Source organism: Thauera terpenica 58Eu, from assembly GCF_000443165.1.
GTDB classification, from domain to species: domain Bacteria; phylum Pseudomonadota; class Gammaproteobacteria; order Burkholderiales; family Rhodocyclaceae; genus Thauera; species Thauera terpenica.
In genome coordinates, this window is sequence record NZ_ATJV01000059.1 from 14,781 (window position 1) to 37,450 (window position 22,670).

The following is a 22,670-nucleotide window of genomic DNA, read 5'->3' on the forward strand; positions in this document are numbered from 1 at the left end:
GCGTGGTGCGTCTGGGGTAGGACCGCTTCAACAGGCCTCGCGGCCAGTCGCGATTTCGATCAATGAATATCCTTCCAGTAATTCTTCTTCAGTGCGTACGCAAGAACGAAGAACCCGGCGAGGAAGATCAGCACAAACGTGCCGATCGACTTGCGCTTCTCGGCCACCGGCTCGCCCATCCAGACGAGGAAGGAGACCAGATCAGCGATCGACTTGTCGTACTCCTCGACCGACAGCTTGCCGGGCTTGGCGAGCGCCAGTTCGAAGTGCTTGGAGCCGTCAGCATTCTCGGTCACCGTGGCGACCTGCTCGCCCTGCAGTTCCCAGAGTGCGTGCGGCATGCCGACGTTCTCGAAGATGACGTTGTTCCAGCCCGTGGGGCGCGCGGGGTCGCGGTAGAACTGGCGCAGGTAGGTGTACAGCCAGTCAGCACCGCTGCCGTCGCCGGAGGCGCGCGCGCGCGCAATCACCGACAGATCAGGAGGCGGAGCACCGAACCAGGTCTTGCCATCGTCGCGCGTCATCGAGATCTTCATCAGATCGCCGACCTTGTCACCCGTGAACAGCAGGTTGTCGCGAATCATCTGCTCGGACAGACCGATTTTCTCGAGCTGGTTGTAGCGCACATAGGACGCACCGTGACAGTTCAGGCAGTAATTGACGAACAGCTTGGCACCGTGCTGAAGCGCCGCCGGCTCGGTACTCACCGGCGCCTTGTCCAGATGCAGCGTGGCTCCCGCACCGATGGCCAGCGCAGGCGCGAACAACAACACCGCCGCCGCGCGCTTGATGAAGTTGATCACTCGCATGTTCATTTGAAATTCACCCTTTCCGGTTCGGCCTTGCACTTGTCGATCTTGCTGTACCACGGCATCAACAGGAAGAACGCGAAATACAGCACTGAGCAAATCTGCGACACCAGCGTGCGGCCCGGGCTCACGGGCAGCACACCCAGGTAACCCAGGACGAAGAAGCAGATGACGAAGACGAACACCGCAAACTTGAAGATCGGGCCCTTGTAGCGCATCGACTTCACCGGGCTGCGGTCCAGCCAGGGCAGGAAGGCGATGATCACCACCGACGCACCCATTGCCACCACACCCCAGAACTTGGCATCCAGCCCGAACAGCGGATAGGTGACCGCGCGCAGGATGGAATAGAAGGGGGTGAAGTACCACACCGGCGCAATGTGCGGCGGGGTCTTCAGGGGATCAGCCGGGATGAAGTTGTTGTACTCGAGGAAGTAGCCCCCGCCTTCGGGCGCGAAGAACACCACCGCGCTGAAGAAGAACAGGAAGACCACCACGCCGACGATGTCCTTCACCGTGTAGTACGGATGGAAGGGGATGCCGTCGAGCGGGATGCCATTGGCGTCCTTCTTCTTCTTGATTTCCACGCCGTCGGGGTTGTTGGAGCCAACCTCGTGCAGCGCGATGATGTGCGCAGCAACAAGACCGATCAGCACCAGCGGCACGGCAATGACGTGGAAGGAGAAGAAGCGGTTCAGGGTTGCATCGGAGACCACGAAGTCGCCACGAATGATCAGCGACAGATCGGGACCGATGAGCGGAATCGCAGAGAACAGGTTCACGATGACTTGTGCGCCCCAGAACGACATCTGTCCCCAGGGCAACAAGTAGCCCATGAAGGCCTCCGCCATCAACGCGAGGAAGATCAGGGTGCCGAAGATCCAGATCAGTTCGCGCGGCTTGCGGTAGGAGCCATAGAGCAGGCCCCGGAACATGTGCAGGTACACGACGATGAAGAACGCCGATGCGCCGGTGGAGTGCAGGTAGCGGATCAGCCACCCACCCGGCACTTCACGCATGATGTACTCGACGCTGGCGAAAGCCACCGGCACGCCGGCGGCGTTCAGCGACGCGTCCGGCTTGTAGTGCATGACGAGGAAGATTCCGGTCAGGATCTGAATCACCAGCGCCAGCAGTGCCAGCGAGCCGAAGAAGTACCAGAAGTTGAAGTTCTTGGGTGCGTAATACTCAGTGAGGTGCCCCTTGATGGACGATGTGAGCGGAAAGCGCTCGTCGATCCAGTTGAGCACGGCCTGGGATTTGGTCGTCATCGCTTATGCCTTCCCGTCATCGCCAACAAGAATGGTGGTATCCGCGAGGTACTGGTGCGGCGGAATTTCGAGATTGGTCGGCGCCGGCATGCTCTTGTACACACGGCCCGCCAGATCGAACAGCGACCCATGGCAGGGGCAAAAGAAGCCACCCGGCCAGTCCGACCCCATGCCGCTCTCCGCACCGATCTTGAATTTCTCGGATGGGGAACAGCCCAGATGGGTACAGATGCCCACGGCAACCAGATACTCCGGGTTGATCGAACGATGCTTGTTCTTGGCGTAATCCGGCTGCTGCGGCTCCTCGGAGGCCGGATCGGTCACCTTGTCGTCGGTTTTTTCGAGCGAAGCCAGCATCTCTGGCGTCCGTCGCAGAACCCACACGGGTTTGCCACGCCACTCTGCCGTCATCATCTCGCCCGGAGCGAGCTTGCCCACATCCACCTCCACCGGCGCACCAGCTGCCTTGGCACGCTCTGACGGCGTCAGGCTGGCAACGAACGGCACTGCCGTTGCCACGGCGGCGGCACCGCCTACAGCGGACGTCGCCAGCAGCAGGGTGCGGCGGCCACTGTCCATCTTTTGATCAACGCTCATGACCCTCTTCCCAGAAAGGAAAACCAAAGACCCGGATACAAATAACCGGGAAATTATAGCGGAGACGCTGCAGCAGAGAAAGCGAAAAGGCCTGATCGCCAATTGGAACAAGGCTTTCCGCGTGCTGCAGACGCGGCGAAACGCAGCGCGGGGCGGCAGTTTTGCTGCATCGCATCAACGAAATCAGACTGTACGCCGCTCCACCAGAGCCTGCGCAATGGTGCCCGTATCCGTATGCTCGAGCTCGCCCCCCACCGGAACACCGCGCGACAAACGACTGACCTTGAGTCCACGCGCGGTGAGCAAACTGGCCACGGTGTGTGCGGTTGCCTCGCCTTCGTTGGTGAAATTGGTGGCGAGGATGACCTCCTGCACCTTGCCGTCGTGGGCACGTGCGATGAGCTTGTCCAGGCGCAGCTCGCGCGGGCCGACGCCATCGAGCGGAGACAGCCGCCCCATCAGCACATAGTACAGGCCGCTGTAGGACTGCGTCTGCTCGATCATCGCAAGATCGGCCGGCATCTCGACCACGCACAGCAGGGACGCATCACGGCGCGGGTTGGCGCAACGCTGACAGATCGTCTCTTCGCTGAAGGTGTTGCAACGCTCGCAATGGCGCAAGACCTCGAGCGCATGCGCAAGCGCCTGCCCCAGGCGTGCAGCGCCGCGCTGATCGCGCTGCAACAAATGGTAGGCCATGCGCTGCGCCGACTTCGGCCCGACGCTGGGCAGGCAGCGCAAGGCCTCGATCAGCTCATCGAGGCTGGACGGCAACATCCCCGCGCTTCCGTCAGAACGGCAGCTTCATGCCCGGCGGCAGGTTCAGGCCGGAGGTGAAGCCCGACATCTTCTCCTGGGTGGTGGCCTCGACCTTGCGCACAGCATCGTTGAGCGCTGCCGCAACCAGGTCCTCGAGCATTTCCTTGTCGTCCATCACCGAGTCGTCGATCGAGACACGGCGCACATCGTACTTGCATGTCATCTGCACCTTGACCATGCCGGCCCCGGCCTGACCCTCGACTTCGACCGAGGCGAGCTGATCCTGCATCGCCTTCATGTTTTCCTGCATCTGCTGAGCTTGTTTCATCAGCCCGGCGATTCCGCCTTTCATCATCTTGCTTGCTCCACTGAGGTTGATTGAATGGATTGGGAGAATACCAGTCGCCGCGCGCTCACAGCGGTTTCACGCTGCGCTCGGCGAGCGTTGCATCGAAGCGTTCGATGAGCTCGCGCACGAAGGGATCTGCTTCGAGTGCGGCCACGGCGTCAGCATGGCGCAGCTGGCGCTCGATCTCATCACGTGCCGCGGGCGTCTCACCGGCGATGTCGCCAATCGCGATATGAACACGGATCGGCTGCGCACAGGCGCTGCCGATCTGGTCCTGCAGACGATCAAGTGCACTGCGGTTCATGTCGAGCAGGTGGCGGTGTGCGCTGGACAGGCGCAGTTGCAGCTCGGCGCCATCGAGGTCCACCCACTCACAGTGCTGGGCGAGCTCGCGCACCATGCCCCCGAGCTCAAGCACGCGGATCAGCCCCCGCCAGTCGCCCATCGCCAGCAAGGCGGCCGCATCGGTGCTGCCCGCTGGCGCTGGCGGCGGCTTGTGCGCAGCGGCTGCAGCGGACGCAAGCGCCTCGACTTGCGCGGCCGGTTTGAGCCCTTGCGCCAACTCAGGCGCCGAACCGAGCTCGTCGGCAGCGGCTGCCTCCAGGTGATAGGCGTAAGCCTCGGCGGGCAGATCCTCCCACGGCGGCACGTCGTGATCACCGCCTGGCGCAGGCGGCTGCGCAGGTTTTTCCAGCACCGGGGATGAGGCGGGCGCGGCAGAAGCGCCGGCGAGTGCCTGCGGGTGCGCCACGGCGGGCGCAATTTCCGCCCCTGCGCGCCTGGGCGCAGGCTCGGCAGCAGGTGCGGCCCGGCGCGCGCTCGCAGCCGAAGAGTCGGAATGCTGGCCAGCACCTGGAGCGCCTGCCGGCACCACAGCCGTCATCCCGGGCCCCATGATCCTGGCCTGGCCACTGGCGGCGGGCGCCACTCCCGCACTGCCCAGCGCCGCCGGCGCCTCGGGGCGGAAGGCGTGCAGGCGCAGCAGGGTCATGCTGAAACCGGTGTATTCGTCAGGCGCCAGCGCGAGCTCGTCGCGCCCATGAATCACGATCTGATAGGCCAGTTGCAGGAACTCGGCATCGAAGGCAGCGGCGTAGCCGACGCTGCGCGCGCGCTCGAGTTCGTCGGCGATCGCCGTGGGCGCGTACTGCGCCAGCGCAATGCGATGGAACAGTGTCGCCAGCGCCTGCAGCGCCGCCTCGAAGGACAGGCTGCGGGCCTCCATGGCGTCAGCGACCGCGAGCAGTGCAGGCACATCGCCCGCGACGAGCGCATCGAGCACCGCATGCAGATGATCGTCACCGACCGTACCCAACATGTGGGTGACCTGCACCTCCTCGACTTTGCCCGCACCATGCGCGATCGACTGATCAAGCAGCGACAAGGCGTCGCGCATCGAACCGCCTGCGGCTTTTGCCAGGTGACGCAATGCGCCCGGCTCGAAGGACACGCCTTCCACCTGCAGGATGTGCGCGAGGTGGTCGACGATGAGGCTGGGCGGCATCTGCTTGAGGTTGAACTGCAGGCAGCGCGACAACACGGTCACCGGAATTTTCTGCGGGTCGGTGGTGGCGAGAATGAACTTGACGTGCTCGGGCGGCTCTTCCAGCGTCTTCAACATGGCGTTGAAGGCATGACCGCTCAGCATATGAACTTCGTCGATCATGTAGACCTTGTAACGCCCCTGCACCGGCGCGTACACCGCCTTGTCGAGCAGGGCCGCCATGTCATCCACACCGCGGTTCGACGCCGCGTCCATCTCCACATAGTCAGGGAAACGATCGGCGTCGATCGCGCGACAGGCGTCGCATGCGCCGCAAGGCTCGGGCGTGATGCCGGTCTCGCAATTGAGCGCCTTGGCCAGGATGCGGCTGATGGTGGTCTTGCCCACGCCACGGGTGCCGGTGAACAACCAGGCGTGATGCAGCCTGCCGGTCGCGAGCGCGTGCGTCAGCGCGCGCACGACGTGCTCCTGACCGATCAGCGTACCGAAGGACTTCGGCCGCCACTTGAGTGCAAGGACCTGATAGCTCATGGCGGGCGATTCTAGCAGAGCGATGCCCCTCATCCGCGGCGATCGAGTGCGTCGCCTCCAGGCTCTCACCACGCCTCGGCGCACGGTCGCAGACGAAAAAGCCGAAGGGCGCCCGATTCGAGCGCCCTTCGGCCTTGATCATTCAGTGTGGCGAGCCTGACCCCCGGCACTTGCAGGGAACGGCTGTGGCTGCTGCCTTCCGACCCTGACCAGATTCACCGCGCTGCAATGCGGGGAGACCCGCCACGGCCGGCATTGTAGCAGCATGCCGGCCGTGTGGGGCCCCTGATCAGCCCTGATCAGCCCTTGAGCTCGGGGAAGTCTTCCTCGAAGAACTCCAGCTCACCGCGCACAGCCTCACCTCGCGCCTCCTCCGCCTTGCGCAACTCGACGCGACGGATCTTGCCCGAGATGGTCTTGGGCAGATCGGCGAAGGACAGGCGACGGATGCGCTTGTACGGGGCCAGGCGTTCGCGGGTGAAGGCGAAGATGTCCTTCGCCAGCTCCTTGCTCGGCTGCTGACCCTCGACCAGGATCACGAAAGCCTTGGGCACCGCCAGACGCAGCGGGTCCGGGCTTGGCACCACCGCCGCCTCCGCCACCGCCGGGTGCTCGATCAGGACGCTCTCGAGTTCGAACGGGCTGATGCGGTAATCGGAGGCCTTGAACACGTCGTCGGCGCGACCAACATAGGTGATGTAACCGTCCTCGTCGATGCTGGCGACGTCACCCGTGCGGTAGTGACCGTCACGCATGACTTCCGCGGTCTTGCCCGGGTCGCCGGCGTAGCCGACCATCAGGCCAATCGGACGATGCTCGCCCATCACCAGCGAGATCTCGCCTTCGACCGTCGGCTTGCTGTCGACGTCGAGCAGGGCAATCCTGAAGCCGGGCAAGGGGCGCCCCATCGAGCCGGGCTTGAGCAGCTGCCCGGGAGTGTTGCCGATCTCTGCCGTGGTTTCGGTCTGACCAAAGCCGTCGCGGATGGTGATGCCCCAGGCGTTCTTGACCTGCTCGATCACCTCGGGGTTGAGCGGCTCTCCTGCGCCGATCAGCTCGCGCAGCTTGGTCTTCACGCTGGCGAGGTCTTGCTGGATCAGCATGCGCCACACCGTGGGCGGAGCGCACATGGTGGTGATCTCGTTCTTCACGATGACGTCGAGCAGCGCCTTGGCGTTGAAGCGATTGTAGTTGTACAGGAACACGCAGGCGCCGGCGTTCCACGGCGCAAAGAAGCAGCTCCACGCGTGCTTGGCCCAGCCCGGCGAGGAGATGTTGAGATGGCGGTCGTTGGGCTGGAGGCCGATCCAGTACATGGTCGACAGGTGGCCGATCGGGTAGGACTGGTGGGTGTGCAGCACCAGCTTGGGCTTGGAGGTCGTGCCCGAAGTGAAGTAAAGCAGCAAGGGATCATCAACCCGGGTCACCGCGTCGGGGGTGAACGCCTCGGACTCGGCGGCCGCCTCCTCGAACGCCTTCCAGCCCGCGGGCGCGCCGCCCACGGCGATGCGGGAATAGTTGCCCGCCAGACCCTCGAACTTGTCGGTATGGGCAGTGCCGATCACGATGTGCTTGACCTGGCCGCGGTCGATGCGGTCATCGAGGTCTTCCGGGGTGAGCAGCGTGGTGGCGGGGATCACGACCGCGCCGAGCTTGATCGCGGCCAGCATGGTCTCCCACAGCGGCACTTCATTGCCCAGCATGATCAGGATGCGCTCACCGCGCTTGACGCCCTGCTTGCGCAACCAGTTGGCGACGCGGTTGGAACGCGCTGACATTTCGGCGAAGCTCAGCTTCGATTCGCTGCCATCCTCCTCGACGATCCACAGCGCCGGGTTGTCGTTGCCCTTGGCCATGGTGTCGAAATGATCCAGAGCCCAGTTGAACTCCTTCAGCCTGGGCCACTTGAAACCCGCGTAAGCGGTGGCGTAATCGCTACGATGTTGCAGCAGGAAGTCGCGTGCAGCAATGAATTCGGCAACGGCACTCATGGTGTTCCCTCTCCTTGTCGTGATCAAAACCTGCGGCTCGCATCGAGGCACGAACCCAGCATCCGCTATATTAACGTTGACGTTAACGTAATTTCTGTATCTGGATCAAATTGACACACGAATCCTGGCCTGGAACCAGGCAGCCCAGACCATACCCCAGACCATACCCCAGCACTCAGCTTGCGCGAGATCAGCGAAGGCCTGCACAAGCCCAATATACTCACAACAATTACACCCTCGGAGTGATCAATGTCCCTTGCCCAGCAACGCCTGCGCGCACGCTACGGTGACGACGCGCATACGCCTGAAGCGGCGTGCACAGCGCTGATCGAACAGCTGCTGGATCATCGCTCGGTACGCGCCTACCTGCCCGACGCGGTGAGCGAGGAGATGCTGGCCGCCATCATCGCTGCTGCGCAGTCGGCCGCAAGTTCGTCCAACCTGCAGGCCTGGAGCGTGGTCGCGGTGCGGGAGGCGGCAACCCGTGCAGCGCTTGCCGAGTGCGCCGGCGACCAGGCGCACATGCGCGAGGCGCCGCTGCAGCTGGTGTGGCTCGCCGACCTCGCCCGCCTCGCCCGCCTCGGGGCGCAAACCGGACGTCCGGTCGAAGCGCTCGATTACACCGAGATGCTGCTCGTCGGCGTCATCGATGCCGCACTGGCGGCGCAGAACGCGGCGGCGGCGGCGGAGTCGCTCGGTCTGGGCACCGTATACATCGGCGGCTTGCGCAACCAGCCAGAAACGGTCGCCAGCCTGCTCGATCTGCCACCGGGCGTGATCGCGGTGTTCGGCATGTGTGTCGGCCATCCCGACCCCACCCGAGCCGCGGCGCTCAAGCCGCGCCCGCCACAGTCAGTGGTGCTGCACAGGGAAAAGTACTCGCTCAGCGCCCAGGATGAAGGCATCACCAGCTACAACACCACCATGGCCGAGTTCTACGCCGCACAGCAGATGAAGGTGCGCGGCACATGGGCCGAGCACTCGGCCAAGCGTATCGCTGGCCCGCATACCTTGTCGGGACGTGATCGTCTCGTCGACGCGCTGCACGAGCGCGGTTTCAAGCTCAAATAACGCCGATACGGCACTGCCCCGGGAGGAAATCGAACGATGCGCAAACGCGACGCCATTCTCAGCACCGACCAGAAGGCCCTGGAGCTCAACCTCGACAAATACAAATACGGCTCCATCGTCGAGATCGGCGCCGGACAAGAGGTCGCGCGCCGCTTTTTCCAGGTCGGCGCCGCCGCCGGCACCGTCGCCAAGACCATGTCGGCTTACGACATGGCGGTCAGCGATGACATCTATGGTCATGTCGACCGTTATGTGAGCCGCGCACGCCTGCTGCAGATGCTGGACAAGGAGTTCAACCAGGTGGTGGAACGGCTCAGCCACCTGCGCCCAAGAAACACCACCTTCTTTGCCTACGCCGCAACCGTGACCGCGCGCAGCTTTCAGCAAAACAAGGAATGCCATGGCTGGATCGGCATCCGCCTGCAACTCCATCCTGGCGCCGCCCCCAGTGACGTCATCATGCACGTGCGCATGCTCGACGACACCAACGCGCAACAGTCCGAGGCGCTCGGCGTGCTCGGCGTCAATCTCATCCATGGCGCCTTCTTTCATCACGACCATCCTGAGTGGGTGGTCGAGGGCCTGGGCGATGGCCTCACGCCCGAGCGCATCGAGGTCGACCTCATCCACTTCTCCGGCCCCTACTTCGAAGAAGTGGAGAACCGCTTGATGAACCTGCACCTGATCCGCAGCTGGCTGACGCGGGCGGTGGTGTTCAACCCGGACGGCGAAGTCGTGGTGCCGGGCGAGCGCTTCTATCGCAAACCAGTGATGGTGATGCGCGGCAGCTTCAAGCCGGTGACCTGCGTGAACGTGGACATGATGGCGGCCGCGCTCAAGCAGTTCAGCCAGCTCGCCGCCGTGGACGAGAGCAGCATCCTGCAGCTGGCCGAGATCACGATGAACTCACTGATCAGCGGCGACAACGTGGATGGGGCCGACTTCCTTGCCCGGGTTGACCTGCTCACCTCGCTGGGCTTCACGGTGATGATCTCCGACTACGTGCGTTTCTTCCGCCTGCGCGCCTACTTGCGGCGCTACACGCTCAAGCAGATCGGCATCGTCCTGTCGGTGCGCGACTTTGGCTTCCTGTTCGACGAGAAATATTACGAAGGCATGGAAGGCGGCATTCTCGAAGCCTTTGGCAAACTGTTTCCGGACAACACCCATGTGTATGTCTACCCCTCACGCCCCAGACACGCCGACGCTTCCGAACTGGTCACCCTGGCCAATGTCAAAGTGCCGGCAAACCTGGAGCACCTGCTCGCGCATCTGATCAGCAACGACAAGCTGGTGGCGGTACAGCCGGACGACAACAGCCACCTCCACATCGATGCCACCGAAGTCTGGCAAGGCCTGCGGCGCGGTCGTGGCGAATGGGAGAAGGATGTGCCCGACTCGGTCGCGCAGCGCATCATCGACAGCCGGCTGCTGGGCTTTGATACCGAGTGAGGACGGCTGCGCCCGGACACGGTCACCCTCGAGCGGCGGCGCACGCGCCCATGCGTACGCTGCTCCGACGCGGCGCGTCCTTACGGCCGCTCGAGGATCAGCCCCATCCTTGCCCCATGACTGACTGCCGGAGGACGTGATGAGCACGGAGCAGCTTCTGATCCTGAGCATCCTCGTCGGCACCATCGCCGCCTTCCTCTGGGGGCGCTGGCGACATGACATGGTCGCCATCGCCGCCTTGCTGGCCTGCGTGCTCAGCGGCCTGGTGCAGCCCGGGGACGCCTTTGCCGGCTTTGGTCATCCCGCGGTGGTGACCGTCGCCTGCGTGCTGGTGCTCAGCCGCGCACTGCAGACCTCGGGCGCGGTTGATGCATTGACGCAAGCCGTCCTGCCTGCCGGCGCTGGCCCGACCCTGAGCATCGGTGCACTTACCCTGTTGGCCGCCGTACTGTCGGCGTTCATGAACAATGTCGGCGCGCTCGCGCTGCTGATGCCAGTGGCACTGCAACTCTCGAACCGGCTCGAACTGCCGCCGGGCAAGCTGCTGATGCCGCTGGCCGCAGCCTCCATCCTTGGCGGCACCACCACCCTGATCGGCACGCCACCCAACCTCATCGTGTCAGGGTTTCGTGCCAACCAGCCGGGGATGAGCGGCTTTGGCATGTTCGAGTTCACTGCGGTCGGCCTTCCGCTCACGTTGGTGGGCATAGGCTTCATCGTCGTGCTCGGCTGGCGGCTGGTGCCGGCCCGCTCGCAAGCCGCCGGAGGGCGCTTCGATACCGGCGCCTACATCACCGAAGCCCGCGTGCTGCCCGACAGCCGCGTCGCGGGCATGCGCTTGCGCGAGCTTGAAGGCGATCTGGACGAAGCTGACGCTCAGGTCGTCGGCCTCGTCCGCAACGACGTGCGCATGATTGCCCCCAGCGGCGGCCGCCTGATCCGGGCGGGCGACATTCTGGTGATCGAAGCCGACATCGAGGCGCTCGCAAAGCTGGTGTCACGACTCGGACTGGAACTCGAGGAGGCCAAGGCACCGGAAAAGAAGAGCGAGGATGCCGCCACGCTGCCATCCACGCAGAACGACACGCACGCGCACGACGGGAGCATGCAGCCGCCCACCCCAGCCTCAGCCGAGCTTGTCGTCGCTGAGGAGGCCGCCGCTGTGGTGGGCAAATCGCCAGCAAGGGATTCAGCGCCCACGCCTGAGTCCGATGCCGCTCCCGCTGAAAAGGCTGCCACTGAAGATGCTGGTGAGGCGCGCACCGATGACATCATCCTGATGGAGCTCGTTGTGCGCCCGGAGTCGGCGCTCAATGGGCGCTCGGCGAGCGACATCCTGCTGCGCTCGCGCTACGGGCTCAACCTGCTTGCGATGTCACGCGCAGGCGCGCGCACGCGCGTGCGCCTGCGCACCCTGAAGCTGCGTCCGGGCGATCTGCTGCTGATGCAGGGCCCGTCAGACACCCTCGTCGATTTTTCCGCCGATTTCGGCTGTGTCCCGCTGGCCAGGCGCGATCTGCATATTCCCGACCGCCGTCGGGCGGTGACCGCGACCATGATCATGCTGGCAGCGGTCACCGTCGCCGCGCTCGGCTGGCTGCCTGCGGCGGTGTCCTTTGCGGCCGCCGTGCTCGCATCGATGGCCTTGCGCACGGTGTCGCCGCGCGCGGTGTACGAGGCGGTGGACTGGCCGGTCGTTGTCCTCCTTGCCGCGCTGCTTCCGGTGGCAGGCGCGATGCAGGCCACCGGCGCCGCCGAACTGATTGCACGCCTGCTGCTGGAAGGTTTGGCAAACGGCGACGCGATCATCGGCCTGGCCGTCATCCTGGTGACCACGATCGTGCTCACCGACCTGATGAACAACGCCGCCACCGCCGCGGTGATGGCGCCCATCGGGCTGGGTGCGGCGCTGCAACTCGGCGTCAATCCCGACACCTTCCTGATGGCGGTGGCGCTGGGCTCATCCTGCGCCTTCCTCACCCCCATCGGCCATCAGAACAACACCCTCATTCTCGGCCCTGGCGGTTTTCGCTTTGGCGATTACTGGCGTATGGGGCTGCCACTCGATCTCATCGTCATTGCGCTGGGCATACCGGTGCTGCTGTGGGCATGGCCTTTGTAGGGCACGGATGAGCGCAGGCCAAACTCAAAAAGCTGGCCAATGTGATCTACTCGCTACAAACACGAAAATTGACGAACACTGAGTCCCCATATTGGGGCATATTGTCATTCGCGTTTTCGGCACTTACCTTTTGACGGAGTTCGGACCACCGTAGACCTCATGCGAACGATGATCCGCAACTCGCTCAATCTGCGACTCTGGCTGACGGTCGCCATTGCCGTCGTCCCGATCTTCCTGTTCATGCTGCTCGACTATAGCGAGCGCCGTGAACAGGCGGTCGCGGACATCCATGCCGAAATCTCGGATCGACTGGCGGACGCGAACCGCGAAGCCAAGGCGGCACACCGCGCCGTCGGGCTGGCGCTGCGCATCATGGCGCGCTCCAATGAGCTGCAGTCAGTGGACAACGAGCAATGCAATGCGCTCGCAGGGCGGCTGCTGGAGTCGCTCGAAGGCTTCTCCAACCTCGGCCTTGCCCTGCCCGATGGCAAGGTGGTGTGCAGCTCCCGACCCAGCGCCGAGGCAATCAACGTCTCCGACCGCGCCTGGTTCCAAAACAGCATGCAGGCCGATGGCGTGTCACCAGGCGAATTCGTCACCGGGCGCATCTCGCAGAGATCCGTCATGGTGTTCGGCTACCGTCTCACCAACGCCGCGGGCGAGGTACGTGGCGTCATCTTCGCGGCGATGACGCTTGACTGGTTCGATCGCCTCATCGAGCACTTCAGGCTCCCGCCCAACTGGGAAGCCAGCCTGGTCAGCAGCGCCGGAGCGCTGCTATCGCACCACCCTGACCCGGTGCGCTGGCGCGACCACGTGCTCGCGCCTGAAATGCTGCACACCATGGCCGAGGTGGTGGGGCGCGGCGACGGCATCGCACAATTTACCGGGCTGGACGGCAAGATGCGCCTGTACGGCGTATCCGAGCCCAGCTTCGCGCGTGGCAGCGGCTTCGTGATGATAGGAGCGCCACTCGAACAATCGCTGAACGCCATGGAGCGACGCTTCCAGTTGAGCATGGCCTTGCTCGCCACCCTCGCCCTGGCCTCTGCGCTGGTGGCGCGCTTTCACATCTACCGCTTGATCGAGGTATGGGCGTCCCAGGTGGGCAAGGTCGTGGCCAGCATCGCTGCGGGAAAGCTGGACGCACGCATCGGCCGCGAGGTCAACGTGCGCGAACTCGACGCACTCGCGCACGGCATTGACGACATGGCGGCCGAGATCGAAAGACGCGATGCCGAGCTGGGGCGTTTGTCGATGGCGATCGAGCAGAGCCCGGAGTCCGTCGTCATTGCCGACATGGATGCGCACATCGTCTATGTCAATGCAGCCTTCGAGCGCACGACGGGCTACACGCGCGAAGAAATGCTCGGTCAGAATCCACGTGTGCTCAACACCGGCCTGACGCCGCCATCGACCTACAAGGACATGTGGGCGACGCTTGTCAGTGGCGAGGTGTGGCGTGGCGAGTTTCACAACACACGCAAGGATGGGTCGACCTATCTCGAACTGGCGACCATCGCCCCGATCAAGACACCGGACGGCGTCATCACGCATTACGTCGCAGTGAAGGAGGACATCACCCAGCGCAAGCAGTCCGAGGCCTTGCTGCACCGCCTGGCCTATTACGACGCACTCACCGCGCTGCCCAATCGGGCCTTGCTGCACGACCGCCTTGCCCAGGCCATCCGCAGCAGCAGTCGCGGCGACACCTACGGCATGCTGATGCTGCTCGACATCGACCGCTTCCAGCTCGTGAACGACACCCAGGGCCATGCCGCCGGAGACCAGTTGTTGCGCGCAGTGGCGAAACGTTTGAGTGCGAGTGTGCGCGAAGACGACACCGTCGCGCGTCACGGCGACGACGACTTCGCCATCCTGACCGAGAACATCGGCACCACCGAAGCCGAAGCCCTCGTCCATGCCGAACACATCGCACGCAAACTGCAGCATGCGCTCAGCGCGCCCTACGTGCTCGGTGACGACGACGAGGTGCTGCATCACTCCACCCTGAGTTTTGGTATCAGCCTGTTCCAGGGCAAGGCGCTCGCGCTTGGCAGTGTGCTCAAACAGGCCGAGGTTGCGCTGTACAGGGCGAAAGAGGACGGCCGCAACAATATCCGCTTCTTCAACCCCGCGATGCAGGCGGTGGTGGACGCGAACGCGCGCATGGAGGCACGCCTGCACGAGGCCATCGAGAGCACAGCTTTCCGCCTCTTCTTCCAGCCCCAGGTCGACCGCCAGGGCAAACTCACGGGCGCGGAGGCGCTGATCCGCTGGCCGGTTGCCGAGGGGCAAATGGTGTCGCCGGCCGAATTCATCCCGCTCGCCGAAGACACCGGGCAGATCGTGCCCATCGGCTTGTGGGTATTGCGTACCGCATGCGCACAACTCGCGCTGTGGCAAAGCCAGGCCCAGACCCGGCACCTGACCATGGCCGTCAATGTCAGCGCCCGCCAGTTTCATCAACCCGACTTTGTCGCCAGCGTGAAAAAATGCGTCTCCGCTGCCGGAATCGACCCCAGCAGGCTCAAGCTCGAACTGACCGAAGGCGTGATTCTCGGCGACAGCAACGAAGTCGTCGCCCGCATGAATCAGTTGCGCGAACTGGGCATCCACTTTGCACTGGATGATTTCGGCACCGGCTACTCCTCGCTGTCCTGCCTCAAGCGCCTGCCCTTCGACGAACTCAAGATCGATCAATCCTTCATTCGCGACATGGCCAGCAACGAAAGCAGCGAAGCCATCGTGCTCGCCATCCTGTCGATGTCGCAGGCGCTCGACCTGGAAGTCCTCGCCGAGGGCGTCGAAACGCCCATCCAGCGCGAGTTCCTGCGCCTGCATGGCTGCGAGCGCTATCAGGGCTACCTGTTCGGCAAACCTCAGCCGATCGAGAATTGGGCCGACTTTCTCGCCATGACCTGAACCCCTTGCTCGCTCCCTGCGCGCGGCGTCTCCGCCTGCGCCGAGCGCTGCGGTACAGAATCTTTACGCCATCTTTACGCCGCCAAGTCCAGACTTGCGTTCATGGCGTAGCGCTGCGCCATCCCACATCGCATCAGGATGAAGCGCATGCATGCTCGTCGCAAAGCCCTTCCCGCCCTCACCCTCGCCGCCAGCGGCGTCGTCTTCGGTGACATCGGCACCAGTCCGCTTTACGCGCTGAAGGAAATCTTCAACGGCCATCACCCCATCGCCGTCACCCCCGACAATGTGCTCGGCGTGCTGTCCATGGTGTTCTGGTCGATCATGGTGCTGGTGACGCTGAAGTACGTGCTGATCATGATGCGCGCCGACAACCGCGGCGAAGGCGGCTCGCTCGCCTTGCTGGCACTGATCCTGGAGCGCGCGCGCAGCCACCGCCTGGCCTGGCTGGTGTCGATGCTGGGCATCTTCGCCGCCGCCCTGTTCTTCGGTGACAGCATGATCACGCCGGCGATCTCCGTGCTGTCAGCGGTGGAGGGGATCGGCATCCTCACGCCGGACCTGGACGAGTACGTGGTGCCGCTGACGCTCGCCATCCTCACCGCGCTGTTCATGATCCAGCGTCGCGGCACCGCCGCGGTGGGACTGTTCTTCGGCCCGGTGATGCTGTGCTGGTTCGCCGTTCTCGCGCTTCTGGGCATCCTCGAGATCTCCCGTCACCCCGACGTGCTGGTCGCCTTGAATCCCGCCTATGCGGTGAATTTCACCAGCGAACATACGCTGCTCGCCTTTCTTGCGCTGGGCTCGGTGGTGCTGGCCGTCACCGGAGGCGAGGCGCTGTACACCGACATGGGCCACTTCGGCCCGCTCCCCATCCGCCTGGCCTGGTTCGGCTTCGTCATGCCGGCACTGGTGCTGAACTACTTTGGCCAGGGCGCGCTGCTGCTGCATGATGGCGCCGCGCTCGAGAGCCCCTTCTTTCATCTCGGCCCGAGCTGGGCCCTGGCACCTTTGCTCGTTCTGGCCACGCTGGCAACGGTGATCGCCTCACAGGCGGTGATCTCGGGTGCGTTCTCGGTTGCCCGCCAGGCGGTGCAGATGGGACTACTGCCGCGCATGCTGATCGTTCACACCTCGGGACACGAGCAAGGGCAGATCTACGTGCCCTTCACCAACTGGACGCTCTACCTCGCCGTCAGCGGGCTGGTGCTGGGCTTTCAGAACTCGTCGAACCTCGCCGCCGCCTATGGCATCGCCGTGACCGGCACGATGCTGATCGACACCGTGCTGATCGCCTTCGTCATGGTGCTGCTGTGGCGCTGGAACAAGCTTGTGGTTGCCTTGTTGATTGGCGCACTGATTGCCGTCGATCTCGCATTCTTTGCCGCCAATGCGATCAAGATTCCTCAGGGCGGCTGGTTTCCGATCGTGGTCGGCATCCTCAGCTTCACCCTGCTCACGACCTGGCGCCACGGCCGCGCACTGGTCATGGAGGAGGTCTCTCGTGAGGGTCTGCCGCTCGACGACTTCCTCGACATGGTCGACGAGGTGCATCGGGTAAAGGGCACGGCGATCTTCATGACCAGCTCGAAGAACGGCGTACCGTCCGCCTTGCTGCATAACCTCAAGCACAACCAGGTGCTGCACGACCGCGTCGTCCTGCTCACAGTACAGACCGCCGACACCCCCTACGTAAGCGAACTCGAGCGCATCTACCTGCATCCACTCAGGCAGGGCTTCATGCGCGTGGTGCTGCGCTACGGCTTCATGGAAGACCCCGACGTCCCCAGCGCGCTCTTGCAATGCAGTCGCTTTGGAGAAAGCTTCGACATGATGGAAACGAGTTTTTACCTGTCTCGTGAATCGGTGATTCCCAGGCTGAGCCGAGGTCGTATCACACGCTGGCGCGGCAAGCTGTTCGCGTTGATGTCGAAGAACGCCACCAGCGCCACGGACTTCTTCCGCATTCCCGCCAATCGCGTGGTCGAGCTCGGCACGCAACTGGTGATCTGAGGCCTGCCATTTCAGCGCAACAAGCGATAGCCGACGCCTGACTCGGTCAGGATATGGCAAGGCCTGGCCGGGTCGACTTCGAGCTTGCGCCGCAAGCCCGCCATGTAGACGCGCAGATAATGCACATGCTCGACATGGTTCTGCCCCCACACCCCCGCCAGCAGCTGACGCTGGGTGAGGATCTTCCCGCCCGCCTGCAGCAGCAGGCCGAGAAGCTTGAACTCGGTTGGCGTGAGATGCACGTCCGCGCCGGCACGGCGTACGCTTCGGCATTCGAGATCGACCTCGATATCACCGAAGTGCACTTTTGCCCCCTCAGCGACGCGCTGGCTGCGACGCAGCAGGGCACGCACGCGCGCCAGCAGTTCGGCCACGCCAAAGGGCTTGCTCAGGTAATCGTCCGCCCCTGCATTGAGCGCACGGACCTTGTCGGTCTCATCGCCGCGCGCCGACAGCACCAGCACCGGCACATGGCTCCAGTCACGCAGCTCTGCCAGCAGCGTCATGCCGTCGCCATCGGGGAGACCGAGGTCCAGCACCACCACATCCGGTCGGCGGATCGACACCGCAATGCGCCCGCGCGCCAGCGTCTCGCCCTCGAACACGCTGTAGCCGGCGGACGCCAGTGCGGTGCGGACAAACTGCCGGATCCCCGCCTCGTCCTCAATCAGCACGATGATCGGCGCGCTGCGTGAGGACGCGCGTGCGCATAACGCGCTGCCGGAAGCGGCGCTCACTCGAGCTCCGGGAGCAAGGGCTGAGGCTCGAGCGGCAGACGCACCGTGAAGCAGGCGCCCCCTTGCTCGCGGTTGCTGGCCTCGACCGTCCCGCCATGCGCCTCGACGATTGAGCGCACGATGGCCAGCCCGAGTCCGCTGCCGTCATCGCCTGCATGCCCTGGCCCCGGCAAGGCGGAATCACCACCGCGCACGAAGCGCTCGAAGATCGCCTGCTCACGCCCTGCGGGCAAGCCACAACCGCTATCGCAGACCGAGAGCTGAAGCCATCCGGCGGACGCACTGGCGCCCACCGCTGCACAGCGTTCCACGCTCGCCGCCAGGCTGAGGCTGCCGCCGGCGGGCGTGTGTGCGAGGGCGTTGTCGATGAGGTTGCACAGCACGCGCTCCATCAGCACCGCATCAACCCGCAGCAGCGGCAAGTCGTCCTCGAGCGCCATCCTGAGCTGCAAGGCCTGCAGGGCATGCTCGCGCGCCTGCACGGCGCTGGCAACCAACTCATCAACCGGCACCCACTCCCGTGCAAGCGTCACCGTCTCACCCTGAAGCCGCGCCAGATCGAGCAGATCACGCGCCAGCGCGTGCGTGCGCAAGGCCTCGCGCCGGATCGCTTCGGCGAGCGCGGCCTGCGCGGGGGGCAAACGCGGCCCGGCCAGGGGAAGTGACTCCGCCAGGCCCGCGAGCGCAGTCAGCGGCGAGCGCAGGTCGTGCGAGAGCGAGGCCAGCAGCGTGTTGCGCAGGCGCTCCGAGTCCACGGCCAGGCGTGCCTGCGCGGCCTCGCCTGCCCTCGCTGCGGCGGTGTCGCGTTCACGTCGCAGTCGGGCGACGAGCTCGGCAGCAATCAGCGCCACGCTGAGCAGCACAGCAAACGTGAGCAGGTACTGCAGATCCTCGATGGCGAAGGTGAAATGCGGCTTGACGAAGAAAAAATCCAGCAGCGCCACTGACAGCAGGGCGGCCAGCACCGCCGGCCCACGCCCCAGCCACAGCGCGGCGAACAACACCGCAAGCGGGAACAGCATGGCAATGTTGGCCAGCTCGAGGTGACCCAGCAGCGGCGCGCCGAGCAGCGCCACACCGAGCACGATCAGCACCGCGCCACCATAAGGGCGCGCCTGCGTCAGGATGGAGCTCAAAGCCCGCGGCCGCCCGCGCACGCGCCACTCAGGCGCGCTGGCGCCGCGCCTCGAACAGGCAGATGCCGCTCGCGACCGAGACATTGAGGCTGTCGACGCTGCCATACATGGGGATACGCGCGAGCTCGTCGCAGGTCTCGCGCGTGAGCCGGCGCAAGCCGTCGCCCTCTGCCCCCAGCACCCAGGCCAGCGGCACTTTCTGGTCAATGTCATGCACCGACCGGGCGGCCTCGCCTGCGGCGCCCACCACCCACACGCCTGCGTCCTGCATCTCGCGCAGTGCGCGCGCGAGATTGGTGACGGTGATGTAGGGCACGGTATCAGCCGCCCCGCTGGCCACCTTGATCGCGGTGGCATTGAGCCCCACCGCGCGGTCCCTGGGCGCGACCACCGCATGGGCGCCAGCGGCGTCCGCGACACGCAGACAGGCACCGAGGTTGTGCGGATCCTGCACGCCGTCCAGCACCAGAATGAGCGCGTTCTCTTCCAGGCTGTCGAGCACATCGGCAAGCTTGATGTCGCGCCGCGTGGCGTCGACCTTGGCCACCACGCCCTGGTGCCGGCGCGTCCCCACCAGCGCATCGAGCTTGTCACTGTCACTGTTGAGCATGCGCGTGCCGGCGGCCTCGGCCTGGGCGATGAACTTCTTCACGCGGGCGTCCTTGCGATCGCCTGACAGGTGGATCTCCAGCACCGCATCCGGCGCGTGGCGCAGCTTGGCCGAGATGGCATGAAAACCGTAGATGAGTCGCGTAGAGGCGGTTTCGGGTGCTTTAGCCACGTTTGGTGTCCTTTGCGGAAGACTTGGCGGCAGGTTTCGGCGCCGCTTTGGAGGCGCGCGATTTTACCGGCTTGGCCTCAAGCTTGGGGGCCGGCTTCGCCTTGGACTCAGGCTCCACTTTGGCAGCACTCTTCTTCGCTTTCTTCGCCTTTTTCTCCGCCTGATCCGATTCTTCCGTCGCCCCTGCACTCTCCTTGGCCTTGGCCCTGGGCTTTTTCTTCGCTAGCTCGGGCGCTGGCGCGGGCTCCTGCACAGGGGCAGAAGCCGACGCCGGCTTGGCGGCTGCCAATGGCCCTTCGATGAAGCGGAAGTCGATCTTGTTGGTCGCCATGTCGACCCGGACCAGCTGCACCTTGACCCGATCAGAGAGGCGGAACTGCTTGCCGCTGCGCTCGCCCAGCAGGGCGTGGCGGGTCTCGTCGTAATGGAAATAGTCGCTGCCAAGATCGGAAATGTGCAGCAGCCCCTCGATGAAGATGTCGTCGAGCGCGATGAACAGGCCGAACGGCACCACCGCCGAGACGCTGCCGGTGAACATCTCGCCAACCCGATCCTGCATGAAAAAGCACTTGAGGAAGGCGACGACGTCGCGCGTGGCCTCGTCGGCGCGACGCTCGGTCATCGAACAATGCAGGCCGATCTGCTCCCAATCGCCCGGACGATACTCCTCGCCGGCCAGCGCCGCCTTGATGCCACGGTGGATGAGCAGATCGGGATAGCGCCGGATCGGCGAGGTGAAGTGGGTGTAGGACTCGTAGGCGAGACCGAAGTGGCCGACGTTGTCCGGGCTGTACATGGCCTGCTTGAGCGAACGCAGCATCACGGTCTGCAGCAACTGCGCGTCGGGACGGCTCTTGATCTGCTCGATCAGCTTTGCGTAGTCGGTGGCGCGCGGCTCGTCTCCGCCACCGATGCCGAGGCCGAATTCCTTCAGGAACTCGCGCAGCTTGGCGAGCTTGTCCTCGGACGGCGAGTCGTGGACGCGGTACAAGGCCGGATGTTCGCGCTTGGCGAGGAAGTCGGACGCGCAGACGTTGGCAGCCAGCATGCATTCCTCGATCAGGCGATGAGCGTCATTACGCACCTCGGGCACGATCTGCGCAATCTTGCCGTTGTCGTCAAAGATCATGCGCGTTTCGGTGGTCTCGAAGTCGATCGCACCGCGCTTGGCGCGCGCCTTGAGCAGCACGCGAAAGAGCTTGTCGAGGTTCTCGAGATGCGGGATCAGCGAGTCCAGCTCGGTGCGCACGGCCACATCCTTATCGTAGAGCGCGGCCGCAACCTGGGTGTAGGTCAGACGTGCATGCGACCAGATCACCGCCGGGTAGAAACGATAGGACTTGATCTCGCCGCTGGTCGAGATGTTCATGTCGGCCACCATGGTCAGGCGTTCGACCTGGGGGTTGAGCGAGCACAGCCCGTTGGACAGCTTCTCCGGCAGCATGGGAATCACGCGCCGCGGAAAGTACACCGAGTTGCCACGATCGAAAGCGTCCTTGTCGAGCGCGTTGCCGGCAACAACGTAATGCGACACGTCCGCGATCGCCACGATCAGCCGGAAGCCCTTGCCCTGACGTTCGCAATACACCGCGTCGTCGAAGTCCTTGGCGGTCTCGCCATCGATGGTGACCAGCGGCAGCTGGGTCAGATCCTCGCGCCCAGCCCAGTCCTTCTTGCGCACTACGGCGGGCAGCTTGCGCGTATCGGCCTTGGCCGCAGACGAAAAATCAAACGGCAGGTCGTGCTTGCGCAGGGCAATCTCGATCTCCATGCCGGGGTCGGCATAGTTGCCAAGCACCTCGACGATGCGGCCGATGGGCTGCGACGAGCGCGTGGGCTGTTCGATGAGTTCGACGGTGACGATCTGGCCTGGCTCGGGCTTCTTGCGCCCGCCTGCGGCGATCAGGATGTCCTGCGCCAGGCGACGGTTCTCGGGCGCGACGATCATCACCCCATGCTCGCTGATCACGCGGCCAACGACACGGCTGTTGGCGCGCTCGAGCACGCTGACCACCTTGCCTTCAGGGCGACCACGACGATCCTGGCCCGCGATGCGGACCATGACGCGGTCGCCGTGCAGCACGGCGCGCATTTCCTTTGGCCCCAGGAAGATGTCCGGGCCAGCGTCATCACGCCGCACAAAGCCGAAGCCGTCGGGGTGGCCCTCGACGCGGCCCTGGATCAGATCGGCCTTGGCAGGCAACAGATAGGCATCGCCGCGGTTATGCACGATCTGGCCATCGCGCACCATGGCGCGCAGGCGGCGCTCGAAGTGCTCGTGCTCGTGGGCCTGAATGTCCAGCGCCGCAACCAGCTCATCAAACCACATCGGTACGCCGCGATCCGCCAGCACCTGCAGCACATATTCGCGGCTGGGCAAGGGCTGCTCGTACTGCTGCAATTCGCGCTCATGGAAAGGGTCAGCCTGACGGATGGCGCTGCTGTGTGTCACCGCGGCCGCGGCTGATGCCTTGCGTGCCGCACGGCTGCGCCCCGACGTGGGCGCAGCGCCATCATCGGTGCGGCGAGGATCGGGTTTGCGCGCGGCAGGCTTGCGCGCGCCGGGCGTGGTGGGTGTTTGTGTATCTTTCGTTTTTCGAGTCATTGACAATCTTCTTTCAG

The 22,670-nt window shown here is 64.4% G+C and carries 16 protein-coding genes and 1 other RNA gene; 5 read left to right on the forward strand and 12 right to left on the reverse strand.

Features of this window, described 5'->3' with window-relative positions; genetic code table 11:
• Positions 1–59: 59 nt before the first annotated feature.
• The 8 genes from M622_RS31140 to M622_RS31170 all read right to left on the reverse strand — a co-directional run bounded on the left by M622_RS31140 (position 60) and on the right by M622_RS31170 (position 7,811).
• Entirely contained in the window at positions 60–815 is a 756-nt protein-coding gene (locus tag M622_RS31140) for a cytochrome c1 (RefSeq protein ID WP_021249578.1), read from the reverse strand.
• The gene (locus M622_RS31145) at positions 812–2,080 is read right to left on the reverse strand and encodes a cytochrome b (protein ID WP_021249579.1); all 1,269 of its coding nucleotides are present in this window, start codon (positions 2,078–2,080) and stop codon (positions 812–814) included. The genes M622_RS31140 and M622_RS31145 overlap by 4 nt, the downstream gene beginning before the upstream one ends.
• Positions 2,081–2,083: 3 nt before the next feature.
• Complete coding sequence (gene petA / locus M622_RS31150) at positions 2,084–2,677, reverse strand: ubiquinol-cytochrome c reductase iron-sulfur subunit (RefSeq protein WP_031346939.1); 594 nt, start codon at positions 2,675–2,677, stop codon at positions 2,084–2,086.
• A gap of 183 nt (positions 2,678–2,860) precedes the next feature.
• On the reverse strand, positions 2,861–3,454 hold the full coding sequence (recR, locus tag M622_RS31155; protein WP_021249581.1) for a recombination mediator RecR: 594 nt from the start codon (positions 3,452–3,454) through the stop codon (positions 2,861–2,863).
• A 13-nt stretch (positions 3,455–3,467) separates the two neighbouring features.
• Positions 3,468–3,791: a YbaB/EbfC family nucleoid-associated protein gene (locus M622_RS31160; protein ID WP_021249582.1), complete on the reverse strand. Its 324-nt coding sequence runs from the start codon at positions 3,789–3,791 to the stop codon at positions 3,468–3,470.
• Between the two features lie 58 nt (positions 3,792–3,849).
• Positions 3,850–5,820, reverse strand: a complete 1,971-nt coding sequence (gene dnaX, locus M622_RS31165) for a DNA polymerase III subunit gamma/tau (protein ID WP_021249583.1) — start codon at positions 5,818–5,820, stop codon at positions 3,850–3,852.
• 146 nt (positions 5,821–5,966) lie between these two features.
• Positions 5,967–6,065, reverse strand: an RNA gene (ffs, locus tag M622_RS39710) — signal recognition particle sRNA small type.
• A gap of 54 nt (positions 6,066–6,119) precedes the next feature.
• Positions 6,120–7,811, reverse strand: a complete 1,692-nt coding sequence (locus M622_RS31170; RefSeq protein ID WP_021249584.1) for an AMP-binding protein — start codon at positions 7,809–7,811, stop codon at positions 6,120–6,122.
• 249 nt (positions 7,812–8,060) lie between these two features.
• Between M622_RS31170 and M622_RS31175 the strand changes: the two genes are divergently transcribed.
• The 5 genes from M622_RS31175 to M622_RS31195 all read left to right on the forward strand — a co-directional run bounded on the left by M622_RS31175 (position 8,061) and on the right by M622_RS31195 (position 17,394).
• Positions 8,061–8,882: a nitroreductase family protein gene (locus M622_RS31175; RefSeq protein WP_021249585.1), complete on the forward strand. Its 822-nt coding sequence runs from the start codon at positions 8,061–8,063 to the stop codon at positions 8,880–8,882.
• A gap of 36 nt (positions 8,883–8,918) precedes the next feature.
• Positions 8,919–10,334, forward strand: coding sequence for a hypothetical protein (locus M622_RS31180; protein ID WP_021249586.1), 1,416 nt, complete (start codon positions 8,919–8,921; stop codon positions 10,332–10,334).
• Positions 10,335–10,473: 139 nt separating this feature from the next.
• Entirely contained in the window at positions 10,474–12,456 is a 1,983-nt protein-coding gene (locus M622_RS31185; RefSeq protein ID WP_021249587.1) for an SLC13 family permease, read from the forward strand.
• A 168-nt stretch (positions 12,457–12,624) separates the two neighbouring features.
• The gene (locus M622_RS31190) at positions 12,625–15,381 is read left to right on the forward strand and encodes a bifunctional diguanylate cyclase/phosphodiesterase (RefSeq protein WP_021249588.1); all 2,757 of its coding nucleotides are present in this window, start codon (positions 12,625–12,627) and stop codon (positions 15,379–15,381) included.
• 147 nt (positions 15,382–15,528) lie between these two features.
• On the forward strand, positions 15,529–17,394 hold the full coding sequence (locus M622_RS31195) for a potassium transporter Kup (RefSeq protein WP_031346940.1): 1,866 nt from the start codon (positions 15,529–15,531) through the stop codon (positions 17,392–17,394).
• Positions 17,395–17,405: 11 nt separating this feature from the next.
• Here M622_RS31195 and M622_RS31200 read toward each other — a convergent pair whose 3' ends face one another.
• Genes M622_RS31200 through rnr form a run of 4 tightly spaced genes read right to left on the reverse strand, consistent with a single transcriptional unit; the run spans position 17,406 to position 22,653 of the window.
• Positions 17,406–18,074 carry a response regulator gene (locus tag M622_RS31200; protein WP_031346941.1) on the reverse strand — a complete coding sequence of 223 codons (669 nt, stop codon included), beginning with the start codon at positions 18,072–18,074 and terminating at the stop codon, positions 17,406–17,408.
• A gap of 53 nt (positions 18,075–18,127) precedes the next feature.
• Complete coding sequence (locus M622_RS31205; RefSeq protein ID WP_021249591.1) at positions 18,128–19,267, reverse strand: DUF4118 domain-containing protein; 1,140 nt, start codon at positions 19,265–19,267, stop codon at positions 18,128–18,130.
• Between the two features lie 28 nt (positions 19,268–19,295).
• Positions 19,296–20,048 (reverse strand): 23S rRNA (guanosine(2251)-2'-O)-methyltransferase RlmB, encoded by a 753-nt coding sequence (rlmB, locus tag M622_RS31210; protein WP_021249592.1) that lies wholly within the window; start codon positions 20,046–20,048, stop codon positions 19,296–19,298.
• Positions 20,041–22,653, reverse strand: a complete 2,613-nt coding sequence (gene rnr / locus M622_RS31215) for a ribonuclease R (RefSeq protein ID WP_021249593.1) — start codon at positions 22,651–22,653, stop codon at positions 20,041–20,043. The genes rlmB and rnr overlap by 8 nt, the downstream gene beginning before the upstream one ends.
• Between the last annotated feature and the right edge of the window lie 17 nt (positions 22,654–22,670).

What these genes read in the sequence shown, in the direction of transcription:
- M622_RS31180 (WP_021249586.1), top strand. Translation starts at nt 8,919, where the DNA reads ATGCGCAAACGCGACGCCATTCTCAGCACCGACCAGAAGGCCCTGGAG.
- M622_RS31185 (WP_021249587.1), top strand. Translation starts at nt 10,474, where the DNA reads ATGAGCACGGAGCAGCTTCTGATCCTGAGCATCCTCGTCGGCACCATC.
- M622_RS31195 (WP_031346940.1), top strand. Translation starts at nt 15,529, where the DNA reads ATGCATGCTCGTCGCAAAGCCCTTCCCGCCCTCACCCTCGCCGCCAGC.
- dnaX (WP_021249583.1), bottom strand. Translation starts at nt 5,820, where the DNA reads ATGAGCTATCAGGTCCTTGCACTCAAGTGGCGGCCGAAGTCCTTCGGT.
- M622_RS31170 (WP_021249584.1), bottom strand. Translation starts at nt 7,811, where the DNA reads ATGAGTGCCGTTGCCGAATTCATTGCTGCACGCGACTTCCTGCTGCAA.
- M622_RS31190 (WP_021249588.1), top strand. Translation starts at nt 12,625, where the DNA reads ATGATCCGCAACTCGCTCAATCTGCGACTCTGGCTGACGGTCGCCATT.
- rnr (WP_021249593.1), bottom strand. Translation starts at nt 22,653, where the DNA reads ATGACTCGAAAAACGAAAGATACACAAACACCCACCACGCCCGGCGCG.
- M622_RS31160 (WP_021249582.1), bottom strand. Translation starts at nt 3,791, where the DNA reads ATGATGAAAGGCGGAATCGCCGGGCTGATGAAACAAGCTCAGCAGATG.
- petA (WP_031346939.1), bottom strand. Translation starts at nt 2,677, where the DNA reads ATGAGCGTTGATCAAAAGATGGACAGTGGCCGCCGCACCCTGCTGCTG.
- recR (WP_021249581.1), bottom strand. Translation starts at nt 3,454, where the DNA reads ATGTTGCCGTCCAGCCTCGATGAGCTGATCGAGGCCTTGCGCTGCCTG.
- M622_RS31175 (WP_021249585.1), top strand. Translation starts at nt 8,061, where the DNA reads ATGTCCCTTGCCCAGCAACGCCTGCGCGCACGCTACGGTGACGACGCG.
- M622_RS31145 (WP_021249579.1), bottom strand. Translation starts at nt 2,080, where the DNA reads ATGACGACCAAATCCCAGGCCGTGCTCAACTGGATCGACGAGCGCTTT.
- M622_RS31140 (WP_021249578.1), bottom strand. Translation starts at nt 815, where the DNA reads ATGAACATGCGAGTGATCAACTTCATCAAGCGCGCGGCGGCGGTGTTG.